At 73.6% G+C, this 14211-nt stretch carries 12 protein-coding genes; 2 read left to right on the forward strand and 10 right to left on the reverse strand.

Features of this window, described 5'->3' with window-relative positions:
• Nucleotides 1-23: 23 nt before the first annotated feature.
• The 3 genes from FB455_RS10960 to FB455_RS10970 all read right to left on the reverse strand — a co-directional run bounded on the left by FB455_RS10960 (nt 24) and on the right by FB455_RS10970 (nt 4750).
• Complete coding sequence (locus FB455_RS10960; RefSeq protein ID WP_145753198.1) at nt 24-644, reverse strand: HAD-IA family hydrolase; 621 nt, start codon at nt 642-644, stop codon at nt 24-26.
• Nucleotides 641-4240, reverse strand: coding sequence for a chromosome segregation protein SMC (gene smc, locus FB455_RS10965; protein WP_013284567.1), 3600 nt, complete (start codon nt 4238-4240; stop codon nt 641-643). Before smc ends, FB455_RS10960 begins: the two co-directional genes overlap by 4 nt.
• A 315-nt stretch (nt 4241-4555) precedes the next feature.
• The gene (locus tag FB455_RS10970; RefSeq protein ID WP_013284566.1) at nt 4556-4750 is read right to left on the reverse strand and encodes a hypothetical protein; all 195 of its coding nucleotides are present in this window, start codon (nt 4748-4750) and stop codon (nt 4556-4558) included.
• Between the two features lie 372 nt (nt 4751-5122).
• On the opposite strand from FB455_RS10970, the gene FB455_RS10975 reads away from it, so the two are divergent.
• Nucleotides 5123-6325 carry a CAP domain-containing protein gene (locus FB455_RS10975; RefSeq protein ID WP_145753200.1) on the forward strand — a complete coding sequence of 401 codons (1203 nt, stop codon included), beginning with the start codon at nt 5123-5125 and terminating at the stop codon, nt 6323-6325.
• A gap of 77 nt (nt 6326-6402) precedes the next feature.
• A complete protein-coding gene (locus tag FB455_RS10980) occupies nt 6403-7272 on the forward strand; it encodes an endo alpha-1,4 polygalactosaminidase (protein ID WP_145753202.1) in 870 nt (289 codons plus the stop codon).
• Between the two features lie 250 nt (nt 7273-7522).
• Here the strand turns inward: FB455_RS10980 and FB455_RS10985 are convergent, their stop codons facing one another.
• The 7 genes from FB455_RS10985 to FB455_RS11015 all read right to left on the reverse strand — a co-directional run bounded on the left by FB455_RS10985 (nt 7523) and on the right by FB455_RS11015 (nt 14081).
• The gene (locus FB455_RS10985) at nt 7523-9736 is read right to left on the reverse strand and encodes an MMPL family transporter (RefSeq protein WP_013284563.1); all 2214 of its coding nucleotides are present in this window, start codon (nt 9734-9736) and stop codon (nt 7523-7525) included.
• 239 nt (nt 9737-9975) lie between these two features.
• Nucleotides 9976-10833 carry a bifunctional DNA-formamidopyrimidine glycosylase/DNA-(apurinic or apyrimidinic site) lyase gene (gene mutM, locus FB455_RS10990; protein ID WP_013284562.1) on the reverse strand — a complete coding sequence of 286 codons (858 nt, stop codon included), beginning with the start codon at nt 10831-10833 and terminating at the stop codon, nt 9976-9978.
• Entirely contained in the window at nt 10826-11629 is an 804-nt protein-coding gene (gene rnc, locus FB455_RS10995) for a ribonuclease III (protein WP_145753204.1), read from the reverse strand. The genes mutM and rnc overlap by 8 nt, the downstream gene beginning before the upstream one ends.
• A complete protein-coding gene (locus tag FB455_RS11000; RefSeq protein WP_030269999.1) occupies nt 11626-12585 on the reverse strand; it encodes a fatty acid synthesis plsX protein in 960 nt (319 codons plus the stop codon). Before FB455_RS11000 ends, rnc begins: the two co-directional genes overlap by 4 nt.
• Nucleotides 12586-12717: 132 nt before the next feature.
• Nucleotides 12718-12891 (reverse strand): 50S ribosomal protein L32, encoded by a 174-nt coding sequence (gene rpmF / locus FB455_RS11005; RefSeq protein ID WP_030500827.1) that lies wholly within the window; start codon nt 12889-12891, stop codon nt 12718-12720.
• 5 nt (nt 12892-12896) lie between these two features.
• Entirely contained in the window at nt 12897-13460 is a 564-nt protein-coding gene (locus FB455_RS11010) for a YceD family protein (RefSeq protein WP_145753206.1), read from the reverse strand.
• A gap of 123 nt (nt 13461-13583) precedes the next feature.
• Nucleotides 13584-14081, reverse strand: coding sequence for an SPFH domain-containing protein (locus FB455_RS11015; protein ID WP_013284557.1), 498 nt, complete (start codon nt 14079-14081; stop codon nt 13584-13586).
• Nucleotides 14082-14211 lie beyond the last annotated feature (130 nt).

Consider the following 14211-nt stretch of genomic DNA (forward strand, 5'->3'; position numbering starts at 1 on the left):
GCGGTACACGGGGCCCGTCCGGCTCAGTACGCCAGCGCCGCCCGCAGGTACCGCAGGTCGGCCGGGCTGCTCCAGCGGTGCGCGGACAGACCAGCCACCCGGGCGCCGGCCACCGCGCGGTCCTCGTCGTCGACGAACAGCACCCGCCCCGGCGGCGTCTCCAGCGCCTCGCAGGCGGCCTGGAAGTACTCCTTCGCCGGCTTGTGCACCCCGACGACCGAGGAGTTGACGATCACGTCCAGCTCTCCGGTCAGACCCAGCGCGGCCAGGTCGGCGTCGAGCAGGTCGGTCGCGTTGGTGCCCAGCCCCACCCGTACGCCCGCGGCCCGCACCTCGCGGACGAACGCCAGCACGTCCGGGTCGACCTCGCCGCGGTAGCTCTGCCACTGGTCCACCGCCGCCCGGGCCCGCTCCGGGTCGCCGATCGTCGGGGTCAGCGCGTCGGCCACGCTCGCCATCCACTTCGCGTGGCTGACCTGGCCGGTGAGCACCGGCTGGAGCAGCCCCCAGGACATCGCGATCTCACCGAGGACGCCCTCGGGCAGCCCGTACTCCCGCTCGACACCGGCGGCCACCGCCGGATCCCAGCGGCGCAGCACGCCGTCGAAGTCCACCAGGAGCGCCGTGGCGCGTTCCCGACTCACTCGTCTGTCACCTGTTCCTCGTCGTCGGCCCGGTTGAGCCGCTGGCTGATCACCTGGGTCACACCGGCGCGCATTGTCACTCCGTAGAGCGCATCGGCGATCTCCATGGTCCGCTTCTGGTGCGTGATCACGATGAGCTGGCTCTTCTCCCGCAACTGCGCCAGCAGTGTGATCAGGCGGCCCAGGTTCACGTCGTCGAGCGCCGCCTCCACCTCGTCCATGATGTAGAACGGGCTGGGCCGGGCGCGGAAGATCGCCACGAGCATCGCCACCGCGGTCAGCGACCGCTCCCCGCCGGAGAGCAGCGAGAGCCGCTTGATCTTCTTGCCCGGCGGGCGGGCCTCGACCTCGACACCGGTGGTGAGCAGGTCCTCCGGGTCGGTGAGCACGAGCCGGCCCTCGCCGCCGGGGAACAGCACGGTGAAGACCTGCTCGAACTCCCGTGCGGTGTCTTCGAACGCGCTGGCGAAGACCTCCAGGATCCGGTCGTCCACGTCCTTGACCACGGTGAGCAGGTCACGCCGGGTCGCCTTGAGGTCCTCCAGCTGCTCGGAGAGGAACTTGAAGCGCTCCTCCAGCGCCGCGAACTCCTCCAGCGCGAGCGGGTTCACCTTGCCCAGCAGGGCCAGCTCCCGCTCCGCCTTGGCGGCCCGCTTCTCCTGCACCGGCCGCTCGTAGCGGACCGGCTCGGGCACCGGCCGGCCCTCCTTCTCGGCGAGCGCCACGTCCGCGTCGGTGGGCGGGACCAGCCGGTCCGGGCCGTACTCGGCGACGAGCGTGGGCACGTCCAGCCCGAAGTCCTCGGCGGCCTTGGCCTCCAGCTGCTCGATGCGCATCCGCTGCTCGGCGCGGGCCACCTCGTCGCGGTGCACCTGGCTGGTGAGCCGTTCCAGCTCGGCGGCGAGGCGCTTGGCCGCGCCGCGTACCTCGGACAGCTCGGCCTCGCGGGCGGCGCGCTCGCGGGCGACGGCGTCGCGGTGCTCCTCGGCCCGGGCGATGGAGACGGTGAGCCGGGTGAGCGCCTCCCGGGCGCCGCCGACCACGGCCCGGGCGATCTGGGCGCCGCGGGTGCGGGCCGCGCGCCGGGCCGCGGCGCGCTCCCGCGCCGCCCGTTCGGCGGTGGCCTGCCGGGCCAGCGAGTCGGCCCGCCCGGCGATCGAGGCCACCCGCTCCTCGGCGGTACGCACCGCGAGCCGGACCTCCATCTCGTTCTGCCGTGCCTGCGGCACCATGGCGGCGAGCTGGTCGCGCTCCTCGGTGGAGGGTTCGGCGTCGAGCGGGGTGGCCTCGGCCAGCCGCAGTCGTTCCTCCAGCTCGGCGAGCGCCGCGAGGTCCCGCTCCCGGGCCGCCTCGGCGCGTGCCCGGGACTCGCCGAGCCGGTCGGTCTCCGCCTTGGCCGAGCGGGCTGCGGCGCCCAGTTCGGCGAGGCGGCGCGCGGCGGCGTTGCGGTGGCTCTCCGCCTCCCGCTTGGCGGCGGCGGCGTGCTGCACCGCCTCCTTGGCGGCGGCCACCTCGGCGCGCGCCTCGGCGAGCTGTTCGCGCAGCTCGGCGGCGGTGCGTTCGGCGGTGGCCCGGTTGGCCCGCGCCTCCTCGACGGCAGCCTGCACCTCGATGAAGCTGGGCGCCTTGGCCGACCCGCCCGCCGCCGCGTACGCCCCGACCACGTCGCCGTCGGGCGTGACAGCGCGCAGCTCCGGATTCGCGGCGACGAGCGCGGACGCGGCGGCCAGGTCGTCGACGAGCGCCACGTCGCGCAACGCCCGGTGCACGGCCGGGCGGATCGCGGGCGAGCACTCCACCAGGTCGGGGGCCCAGCGGGCGCCCTCGGGCAGCTTCGGGCGCAACGCGTCGGCGGGCCCGTCCATGCCCGGCCCGGCGGGGCTGCCGACCAGCAGCCCGGCCCGGCCGGCGTCGGAGATCTTGAGCAGCCGCATCGCCTCGACCGCTTCGTCCACACCGCTGACCGCCACCGCGTCGGCCAGGCCGCCCAGCGCGGCGGCGAGCGCCGCCTCGTCACCGGGGGCGACGGTGAGCAGCCCGGCGAGGCTGCCGAGCAGCCCCGGCACCTGGTCGGCGCGGGCCAGCAGCTCCCCTGCGCCGTCCTTGCGGCGCAGCCCCATGGCGAGCGCCTCCTCGCGGGCCTTCCAGGTGGCGGCGTCCTTCTCGGCGGCGCGCTCCCCGTCGGCCAGGCTGCGCACCGCCGCCTGGGCCCGCTCGTGGACGGCCACCGCCTCGTCGTGCCGGGCGTCCAGGTCGGCGTTGTCCCGGTCCGCTTCGGTCGACTGCTCGGCGACCGCGTCCAGGTCCGCCTGCGCCTTCTCGGCGCGGCCCATCGCGTCGGTGTGCGCGGCGGCGAGCCGTTCGATCTCCTCGCCGGCGCTCGTGGTCCGCGCCCGGGCGGAGTTGACCTGGCCGGTCAGGCGGGCCAGCCCCTCCCGCCGGTCGGCGATCGCCTTGGCCGCAGCGACCAGTTCCCGTTCGGCGGCGGCGAGCTGCCGTTCCAGCTCCTGGCGGTGCTCGACCGCCTCGGCCAGCCGGATCTGGTCCTCGGTGAGCGCCGCGCGCAGTTCCTCCTCCTGCTCGCGGACCCGCCGCGACTCCGCCTCCAGCTGCTCGGGGTCGCGCCCGGGGCGCTCGTCGTCGCCGGCGGCGCTGAGGTGACGCAGCCGCTCCCGGGCCAGTTGCTCGATCGAGCGGAACCGCTCCTGGAGCGCGGAGAGGCGGTACCAGGTGTCCTGCGCCGCGGCGAGCAGCGGCGCGTCCTCGGCCAGCGCCGCCTCCAGCTCGCCGAGGCGGCCCTGCACCTCGCCGTGCTCGGCCTCGATCAGCTCGCGCCGCTCGCGCAGCGCGGTCTCGTCGGCGATCTCCTTGTCGAGTGTGGTCCGCAGCGTGTGCAGGTCGTCGGCGAGCAGCCGCAGCCGGGCGTCGCGCAGGTTGGCCTGGATGCCGGCGGCGCGGCGGGCCACCTCGGCCTGCCGGCCCAGCGGCTTGAGCTGGCGGCGCAGCTCGGCGGTGAGGTCGGTCAGGCGGTTGAGGTTGGTCTGCATCGCGTCGAGCTTCCGCAGCGCCTTCTCCTTGCGCTTGCGGTGCTTGAGGACGCCCGCCGCCTCCTCGATGAACGCCCGCCGGTCCTCCGGCTTGGCGTGCAGCATGCCGTCGAGCCGGCCCTGCCCGACGATGATGTGCATCTCGCGGCCGATGCCCGAGTCGGACAGCAGCTCCTGGATGTCGAGCAGGCGGCAGGAGTCGCCGTTGATCTCGTACTCGCTCTCGCCGGAGCGGAACATCCGGCGGGTGATGGAGACCTCGGTGTACTCGATCGGCAGCGCGCCGTCGGTGTTGTCGATGGTGAGGGTGACCTCGGCCCGGCCCAGCGGCGCCCGTCCGGCGGTGCCGGCGAAGATGACGTCCTCCATCTTGCCGCCGCGCAGCGCCTTGGCGCCCTGCTCGCCGAGCACCCAGGCGATGGCGTCGACGACGTTGGACTTGCCGGAGCCGTTCGGGCCCACCACGCAGGTGATCCCGGGCTCCAGCTTCAACGTCGTGGCGGAGGCGAAGGATTTGAAGCCCTTCACCGTCAGGCTCTTGAGATGCACCTTCTCGATCCTCGTCCGGTGGCCGCCGTACCGTCGCCGGCTGCGCGGACCTGGTGAACCCGCAGACTAACCCGGGACCGGGGCGCCGCCGCCACGCGACCCACCCGCCGGACCGGCTGTCCGCTCTCCGCCCCGCGGTCGCGGGCGGAACGGAAATGCATGATCACAATTACCGGGCGCAATTCCGGACGGTTCCGCAAGATCGAGAATTGCGACGCCGGCGACGAAAAGGGGTCCGCACATGGCTGCGCGCCGGCACTTGAGTGTCGGCGCGCTTTTCGGTGTGGTGCGATTCAGTTTTCCGACAACTGGAGATCAGGTCAGTGCGGGCTCGGCCAGACGGAGGAGGTCATCGGCCTCCGCCGCTGCCGCCGCAAGCCGATCGTTGTCGGCGCGCAGACGCGTGATCTCGAACTCCAGTGCCTGAACCCTGGCACGCAGTCGGGTGACCTCGTCGAGCAGACGCCGGTCGGGCGCTGCACTTACGTGGCCGTAGAGGGCCTTCGCCATGCTGACTCCTTGATGTGCGCTGCCGGAAAGGCCGGCCAACGCGCGCCCATGATGTTCGCGGCTGCCATTCCCACTGCATCGGGGCATGGCTGGGCGCGACTGGCGACACCTACATATTGAGCCGAAACCCCCTCCTTCGTCAAGTTGACCAAGGCCGTAGATCATCTCCACGTCGGCCGGTCCACTCGCCGGGGGGCTGCCACAAGGCGCGGACACGCTCTGTCCGGACGCCTTTACTGTACGCCGGGAATGTGTGAACGACTCATCCTTGCCGCCGGCTTCGCCTTAACTCTTTCTTAGCCACGTTGCCGCAGCTCGGAGTGCGCCCGTAGCGTCACCCCGGCCCGCAACCGACCCGTGGAGGGGACAGGCGTGTACCGCTGGAACGACCCGATCGAACCGGAGGGCGCCCGCCGGCGTCCCGAGCCGCCGACCGACGAGGGTCCGGCGTGGCTCAGCGACCGGCCCGAGCCGCGGTCGTCGTACCTGTTCGGGGACGAAGCGCAGCAGCGGCCCGCCGGTCACGGCGTCGAGCCGGCCGCCGGGGGCTTCCGCCCCGAGAGCGCACCCCCGGCCTACGGACCCGCCGGCTCGTACCCGCCGGCCCGGGACAGGTGGAACGGCGAGGAGCAGCCGACCGACGCGTGGCACGGCCAGGAGCCCGCGTGGCGGGGCCACGAGCAGCCCGCGGCGTGGCAGGGCCAGGACCAGCCCACCGCCTGGCAGGGGCACGAGCAGCCGGCCGGTGGCTGGGAACAGCCCACCGCGACCTGGCAGCCGGCGACCGACACCCCGGCCGACGACCGGCAGCGCCCGAAGCGGCGCCTGTCCCGGCCACTCGTGATCGGCGGGGCCGCCGCCGCGGCGACGCTCGTGGTGAGCCTCGGCGTGGGCGCCGTCCTGCTGCCCGGCGACGACCAGGGCACGAAGCGCACCTCCGCAGACGCGCCGGTGGCCGCCGCGCCGCAGGCGCCCGACGGGACCGATGAGGCGCCCGCCGACGCGCTCGCGCCCGAGTCGGCGAGCCCGTCCGCCGTACCGACCACCGTCGTGCCGAGCCCGACGAAGAAGGCCACCCCGAAGCCGAGCCGCAGCACCGCCCCGTCGCGGCAGCAGGAGCGCAGCAGCGCCCCGAGCGGCGGCACGTCGGGCGGCGGCTCCACGAGCACCAAGGCCACCGCCACGACCGGGCTCAGCGCCGAACTCCAGAAGGTCGTCACGATCGTGAACCAGGAGCGGGCGAAGGCCGGCTGCAAGGCGCTCACGGTCAACGCCAAGCTGAACCTGGCCGCCCAGCGGCACAGCCAGGACCAGGCCGACCACAAGAAGATGGACCACACGGGCAGCGACGGCAGCCAGCCCTGGGACCGGGTCAAGGCCGCCGGCTACAGCTACCGCATGGTGGGCGAGAACGTGGCCTGGAACTACCAGACCCCGGCGGCGGTCATGGAGGGCTGGATGAACTCCGAAGGCCACCGGAAGAACATCCTCAACTGCTCGTACACCCAGATCGGGGTGGGCGTGGCGCGCAGCAACGGGCCGTACTGGACGCAGGTCTTCGCCACCCCGAGCTGACCGCGCGTCGTGACCGGCCCGGCGTTCGTTGACCGGTCGGGGGCGGCGTCGGGCCGCCCGCGTCCGGGGAGCTGTCGATGCGGATCCGACCGGTGTGGGCCGCGCCGCGCTCCCGGCCGGCCCACGTCCGCCGACGTGGCCCGCGCCGGGGCGTGGCGCTCGCGCTGACCGCGCTGCTGCTCGCCCCGGTGCCGGCCTGCCGCCGGCCGATCACGCCGCCCGGCGCGCCCACGCCCTGGCCGGCCGCGCAGGCCGACCGCTGGCGGTGGCAGTGGCAGCTCACCACCCCGGTGGACGTGGCGGTCGACGCCGACGTCTTCCTCCTCGACGCGGTGGCGACCACCTCGGCCGAGACCGCCGAGCTGCGCGAGCAGAGCCGCCGGCTGGTCTGCCACGTCCGGGTCGGCACGTACGCCGCCGACGACCCGGACGCCACCCGCTTCCCCGCCGCCGTACGCGGCGCGGCGGTGCCGGGACGGCCGGGGAGCCGTTTCCTGGACGTACGGGGCTGGGACGCGCTCGCGCCGGTGCTGGCCGACCGGTTCCGGCTGTGCCGGGGCAAGGGCTTCGGCGCGGTGGCGCTCGCCGACGCGGACGGCTACCGGCACCGCTCCGGCTTCCCGCTGGACTTCGACGACCAGTTGCTGTTCAACCGCCGGCTGGCCGGGCTGGCCCGCAAGCTGGACCTCTCCCCCGGCCTGGTCGACGACGTGCCGCAGGTGGCCGCGCTGGCCCCCGACTTCGACTTCGCGGTCAACCAGGAGTGCGTACGCCGCCGCGAGTGCGCGAAGCTGCTGCCGTTCGTCGACGCCGGCAAGCCGGTCTTCCACGTCGAGTACACCGGCGAGCCGGCGGACTTCTGCGTCACCTCGGTCGGCTACGGCTTCGCCTCGATCCGCAAGGACCGCCAGTTGGACGCCTGGCGGGAGCCGTGCGCCCTGCCGTGACAACCCCGGCGGCCCCGCTCGCCGGGGAGCGGGGCGCCGATGACGATCATCCGGTACGAAAGCTGCCAACACTCTCCGTCACCCTCAGCGGCGAACAGATGCACGGAAGGCGGTATACCTGAGAGTCATACTTATGACTCTCAGGTATACCGCGCGAACACGAATGCCTTCTCAGCGGCCGGCACGAGCCGGAACAGATGTCAAGCTGTTCGGCACTTCCGGTTGGGCGCCGGGGCGGGTCCGCTCGGGCTCAGCGGGCGCCGACCAGCTCCGGCGCCGGGGCGGGCGGCGGCTCGACCGCCGGGGTGGGCGTACGGCGGCGCATGAACCGCGGCGCCCACCAGTTCGCGTCACCCAGCAGCGTCATCACCGAGGGCAGCACGACCGCGCGGATGATCGTGGCGTCCAGCAGGATCGCCGCCGCCAGGCCGATGCCGAGCTGCTTGAAGTCGATCATGCTGAGCGTGGCGAAGATGGAGAACACCGCCACCATCACCACCGCCGCACTGGTCACCACCCCGGCCGACGAGGTGATCCCGTGCGCCACCGCCTCCCGGGTCGGCATCCCCCGGTCGACCGCCTCGCGGATCCGGCTGACCACGAAGACGTGGTAGTCCATCGACAGTCCGAACAGCACCACGAACAGGAACAGCGGCAGCCAGGTGACGATCGCGTCCATCGAGGTGAAGCCGAGCAGCCCTTCCGCCCAGGTGCTCTGGAAGACCAGCACCAGCAGCCCGTACGCGGCGCCGGCCGAGAGCAGGTTCAGCACGATCGAGGTCAGCGCCACCACCATCGACCGGAACGTCCACGCCATCACCAGGAACGTCAGCGCCAGCACGAACGCCGCGACGATCGGCAGCTTCGCCCAGATGTGGGCGGCGTAGTCCTCGCTGGCGGCCACGCCGCCGCCGACCGCGTACTCCACGCCCGGGATGCCGCCGAGCGTGGCCGGGACCAGGTCCTCGCGCAGCTCGTGCAGCGACCGGGACGCCTCGTCGGAGCGGCTGGCGTGCGGCGTGGCCACCTCCAGGACCGACACCCGCCGGTCCGCCGACACCTGGATCTCCGGGCCGTCCCCCTCGGCCGGCGCGAAGAGCGGGTCGGCGGCGGTACGGCCGGCCAGGTCGGTGAGCGCGGCCCGCACCCGGTCGGCCTGCTCGGCCGGTGCCCGCACGGCGACCGTGTGGCTGGTGCCGTTGCTCGGGAAGGCCGCGGTGAGCCGGTCGTACGCCTGCATGGCCGCCGTGGTGCGCGGCACGTCCTCCGGGCCAGGGAACTTCAGCTTCATACCGAGCGCGGGCGCGGCGAGCGCGAGCAGCAGCGCGACCGAGATCAGCAGCGTGGCCACCGGCGCGCGCAGCGCCGGCTTGAGCACCGCCGGCCAGAACCGGGGCCGGGCCGGCTGCCCGTCACGCGGCGCGGTGAGGCGCCACAGCAGCGGCACCCGCGGCCGGTCCACCCAGCGGCCCAGCTTCGCCAGCAGCGCCGGCAGCACTGTGAGCGAGCCGATCACGGCGACCGCGACCACCAGGATCGAGCCGACCGCCAGCGACGAGAAGATCGCGTCCTGGGCGAGCAGCAGACCGCCCATCGAGATGATCACAGCGGTGCCGGAGACCACCACGGCGTGCCCGGAGGTCTCCGCCGCGATCTCCACCGCGTCCAGTCCGGATCGGCCCTTGGCCCGTTCCTCCCGTTCCCGCCGCACGTAGAACAGCGAGTAGTCAACGCCGACCGCCATGCCGATCAGCAGGATGACGCTGGCGGTGGTGTCGGTGGCCGGCACCAGGTGCGAGGCGAGTGTGGAGAGGCCCATCGCGGCGGCCACCGAGGAGAGCGCCAGCAGCACCGGCACCCCGGCGGCGATCAGCGCGCCGAACGCGATGATCAGGATGGCCAGCGTCACCGGCAGGCTGAGCAGCTCGGCGCGCTTGAAGTCCTTGCCGAGCGTGTCGTCGAGCGCCTTGTCGATCGACGGGCCGCCGACCTGCTCCACCCGTAGCTGCGGGTGCGCGTCCTGCACCTTCGCGGTGGTGTCCCGCAGCGGCTGCACCCGGTCACCGGCGGTGCCCGGGTCGCCCGACATGGTGATCGGCACCAGCAGCGCGCTGCCGTCGCGCGACGGCATCGGCGTACCGATCGAGGCCACGCCGTCGACCTGCCGCAGCCGGTCCGCCGCGTCCTGCGCGGCGGCCTTCGCCGCGGCCTGGTCGAGCGAACCCGAGCGGGCGGTGATCAGCACGTTCTCGGTCGCCGGCCGGTCGAACCCGCCACTGTCGACGATCAGCTGTGCCTGTCCGAACTCACCGATCGCCTGATCCTCGTCGGTCGCCTCGTTCAGCCCGGCGGCGCTGCCGCCCACGAAACACACCGCCACGAAGACCACCCACAACGCGATCGCGCGCCACGGATGCTCCGCACTCCACCGTGCCAGCCGCACGGTCACCGGTCGCCTGCCCATGTCCCGGGTTCCACCCTCCTGATGCCGGCCCTGTGCCGACCCCAGATGACGCTAGGCAGCAGGCGGGGCCCCGACATCGGGGAACGGCCCCCGCTCGTCCCCGATCCGGCGGACGAGGTCCACGCGGCCGGAACCGGCCGCGCGGACCGGGCGGAAAAGGGCATCTCCGGGTACGCTCCGGCGCGTCTCCGGGGACCGTCGGGCGAAGCACACGGGCGCAACCCCGAACCGGCTCGGGGTCATCCCCGGAGGGTGCCCCGGGGCCGCGGCTGGCATCGCGGGCAGCTGTAGGAGGACCGGTTCATGAACGCCTCCCGCCGGATCGGCGCGCCGCAGCGCGGGCAGGGCTCCCCCTCCCGGCCGTACGCGTTCAGCGACCGGTCGAAGTAGCCGCTCTCGCCGTTGACGTTGACGTACAGCTCGTCGAAGCTGGTGCCACCCTGCTTGATCGCCTCGGCGAGCACGTCCCGCACGTGCCCGAGCAGCCGCAGCGCGGCGGGACGGGTGAGCGCGTCGGCCGGGCGGGTGCCGTGCAGCTTCGCCCGCCACAGTGCCTCGTCGGCGTAGATGTTGCCCACTCCGGAGATCAGCGTCTGGTCGAGCAGCGCGCGTTTGATCTCCGTACGCTTGCGCCGCAGCGCCGCCACGAACGCCTCGTCGGAGAACTCCGGGTCCATCGGGTCGCGCGCGATGTGGGCGATCTCGGCGGGCAACTCCGCCCCACCTTCGGACACGGACAGCCCGCCGAACGTGCGCTGGTCGACGAAGCGCAGCTCCGGCCCGTCGTCGGCGAATCGGAACCGGACCCGCAGGTGCAGTTCGTCGGCCGCCCCGACCGGCTGCAGCAGCAGCTGGCCGGACATGCCGAGGTGGCCGATCACCGCGTCGCCGCTGTCCAGCGGCAGCCAGAGGTACTTGCCCCGGCGCTGCACGCCGGTGACCGTCCGGCCGGCGAGCACGTCGGCGAAGTGCGCGCCACCGGGCGCATGCCGGCGTACGGCCCGGGGGTGGCGTACCTCGACGGCGGCGATCCGCCGGCCGATCACCCACTGGGCGAGTCCCACCCGGACGGTCTCGACCTCGGGCAGCTCAGGCACGGCCCGCGCCCGCCTCGACGTCCGTCGCGTCGTCCTGGACCTGCGGGCTCGTCTCCGCCTCGGCCTGTGCCGCCGCCTCCGCCTCGGCCTGCTCGGTGAGCGTCCGCCAGGCCGACTCGGCCGCGCGCTGCTCGGCCTCCTTCTTGCTGCGTCCCTCCGCGCCGCCGTAGCGGTTGCCGGCCACCACCACCCACGCGGTGAACGTCTTGAGGTGATCCGGCCCGGTGCCCTCGATCCGGTACTCGGGCACGCCGAGCCCGAGCGCGGCGGTCAGCTCCTGGAGGCTGGTCTTCCAGTCCAGGGCCGCGCCCCGGCCCGCCGACTCGGCCATCAGCGGGTCGAACAGCCGGTGGATGACGATGGCGGCGGTGTCCAGGCCGTACTGGAGATAGATCGCGCCCAGCAGCGCCTCCAGCGTGTCGGCCAGGATGCTCGCCTTGTCCCGCCCGCCGGTGGCCTCCTCACCCTTGCCGAGCAGCAGGTACGCGCCCAGCCCGTCCGGGCCGAGACCACGCGCCACGTCGGCGAGCGCCCGCATGTTGACCACGCTGGCGCGCAGCTTCGCCAGCTGCCCCTCGGGCAGGTCGGGGTGGTTGTGGAACAGCGCTGTGGTGATCACCACGCCGAGGACCGAGTCGCCCAGGAACTCCAGCCGCTCGTTCGTGGGCAGGCCGCCGTTCTCGTACGCGTACGAGCGGTGGGTCAGCGCGCGCTCCAGCAGTTCCGGGTCGAGCGACACCCCGAAGGCCGCCTCCAGGTGGCCGACGGGAGCACGCCGCCGCTTGTCGTTGGTCATGGTGCTACCTCGGTGTCGTGTCGGTCAGGTGCGAGATCGTGCGGGATGTCGGCGAGCAGGGCGCGGACCGTTCCGGCGGCGTCGCGGCGCCACAGGTGGGCCGCGAGCGCGATACCGGAGGCGACGTCCTCGGAGCCGGCCGCGCCGTGGCACACCACCACGGTGCCGCCCACCCCGAGCAGCGCGGCGGCACGTGGGGCGCCGCCGCGTGACGGTGGGCCGCCGGCCATGGCGTACGCGCCCTCGATGGCCTTCAGCAGGACGTTTCCGGTGAAGCCGTCGGTCACCACGACGTCGGCGCGGGTGCCGAGCGAGATGTCGTACCCCTCGACCAGGCCGACGTAGCGGCCGTCGCAAGGCAGCGGCGCGGCGGCGAGCGCGGGCGCGGCTACGCGGCGCAGCCGGTCGCCCTTGCCGGTCTCCAGGCCGACGGAGAGCAGCCCGACGCGGGGTGCGGTGACGGCGTGGGCCACCGACGCGTAGGCGGCGCCGAGGAGGGCGTGCCGGGCCAGCGTGGCCGGGCCGGGTTCGAGCGTGCCGCCGACGTCGAGCAGCACCACCGGCCCCTCGACGGCGGGCAGCGTGGCGGCGAGCGCCGGGCGGCGGATCCCGGTCCAGCGGCCGAGGCCGAGCGCGGCGGCGGTGACTGTGGCACCGGTCGAGCCGGCGGAGACGACCGCGTCGGCGAGCCCGTCGCGGACCGCCTGCACGGCGGTGCGTACCGTGCTCTCGCCGCGGGCGGCGGTGGGATGGTCGGCCATGCCGACGGCGGTCCGCACCGGGCGGACCGTGACCCGTGCGCGCTGAGCCGGGTCGAGCGCACCGATCAGCTCGTCGGCCACCTCGATCGGGCCGACGAGCATCAGGTGCAGGGCGGGATCCGTGCGTACCGCTCGCAGAGCGCCGTCAACCACGACGGCGGGAGCATCGTCCCCGCCGAGGAGGTCGACGGCGATCCGCGCGGTGCCCGGCTCCGACGGTCCGCCGGCCGTGAGCCGGTCGGCGGTGGCGGGAGCCGGGGCACCGGGCGAGAGCCTTGGTGCGCGCGTCACCCGACCGGTGGTCGGGGACGTCACTCGGCGGCCGGGTCAGACCTCGAGGACCTGACGGCCGTTGTAGGTGCCGCAGACGGAGCAGGCGGCGTGCGGCAGCTTGGCCGACTTGCACTGCGGGCAGGCCACGGTCGCCACCGCCGAGGCCTTCCAGTTCGCCCGGCGGGCGCGGGTGTTGCTGCGCGACATCTTGCGCTTGGGGACGGCCACGGTTCTTACTCCTCTGTACGGGTCAGTTGCGTCAGGCTCGCCCAACGCGGGTCGACCTGCTGATGGCTGTGGTCGGCCGGCAGATCGTCCCAGTGCACCCCACACTCGGGGCACAGGCCTGGGCAGTCCTCCCGGCAGAGCGGATTCGTCGGCAGCGCCAGCACCACCGCGTCCCGCAACGCCGGCTCCAGGTCGATCAGATCGCCCTGCATCCGGCCCACCTCGTCGGTGTCGGTCGTGTCGTCCGTGGCGCTGTTCTCGTACGCGTACAGCTCCTGGATCGTCACGGCCAACGAGTCGTCGATCTCGCGCAGGCAGCGGCCGCACTCGCCCTTGACGGGACCGGAGACGGTCCCGGAGACGAGCACGCCCTCGGACACCGACTCCAACCTCAGGTCGAGGTCGAGGTCCGCGCCCTCCGGCACACCGATCAACTCCACGCCGAGGTCCGCCGGTGCCGGCACGACCCGCTTGTGCGTACGCAACGCGCCAGGTCGGCGCGGCAGTTCCCTCGTGTCGAGAACCAGCGGCGACCTGGGGTCGAGTGTGCTTGGCGAGTGTTTGGGCATAGTCAGACTCCGGCCGTTGAGAGGCCGACAAAGAAGGTTACCTGCCAGGTGGGCGGACCGTCGAACCGGGGCTCACCTCCGGCTCGACGGCAGCCGGCTGTCGGCGACCGGCCTGCGCGCCGCTCAGAAGGGTAGCGGGCGGTCCGGCTCGTCCCCGGCGAAGGTGCCGATCTCGCGCAGCGCGTGCATCTTGTCCCGGCCGCGCTCTATCGAGGCCAGCGCCCGGGTGAGGAACTGCTCGAAGTTCGCCAGCGCGGTGTCGACGTAGTCGTCCACCTCCTCGCGGAGGCGCTGCGCCTCGGCCCGCGCCTCGGCGATGATCCGGGCGCCCTCGTGCTCGGCCGAGACGGTGATCTCGTTGACCGAGACCAGCCGGGCGTGTTCCGCCTCACCCTCGCTGATGATCCGGTCGGCCTCGCGCTTGCCGGCCTCCATGATCTTGTCCCGCTCCTCCAGCAGCGCGGCGGCCCGGCGCAGGTCCGCGGGAAGCTCCGCGCGCAGCTCGTCGAGCGTGGCGATCATCTCGCCCCGGTCGACCATGCAGTTGTTGCGCGACATCGGGACGGAGCGGGCCTGCTCCACCATGGCGATGAGTTCGTCGATGCGATCGAGCGGGTCCACCGGTACCTCACTCCTGTCTTCGTCGGCCGCCCTCCATCATGCGGCCTACGCCCCGTCTCGGCGCTGCAGACATCATGTCGCGCCCGGGCCACAAGCACCCCACCCGCCCCACCCGGCGCGTCGCCCTCCC

It is taken from the genome of Micromonospora sp. CNZ296, assembly GCF_007827635.1.

Bases quoted from the DNA above. Each gene is read 5' to 3' on its own strand.
- FB455_RS10970 (WP_013284566.1), bottom strand. From the start codon at position 4,750: ATGGCGAAGGCCCTCTACGGCCACGTAAGTGCAGCGCCCGACCGGCGT.
- FB455_RS10980 (WP_145753202.1), top strand. From the start codon at position 6,403: ATGCGGATCCGACCGGTGTGGGCCGCGCCGCGCTCCCGGCCGGCCCAC.
- FB455_RS10985 (WP_013284563.1), bottom strand. From the start codon at position 9,736: ATGGGCAGGCGACCGGTGACCGTGCGGCTGGCACGGTGGAGTGCGGAG.
- rnc (WP_145753204.1), bottom strand. From the start codon at position 11,629: ATGACCAACGACAAGCGGCGGCGTGCTCCCGTCGGCCACCTGGAGGCG.
- FB455_RS11010 (WP_145753206.1), bottom strand. From the start codon at position 13,460: ATGCCCAAACACTCGCCAAGCACACTCGACCCCAGGTCGCCGCTGGTT.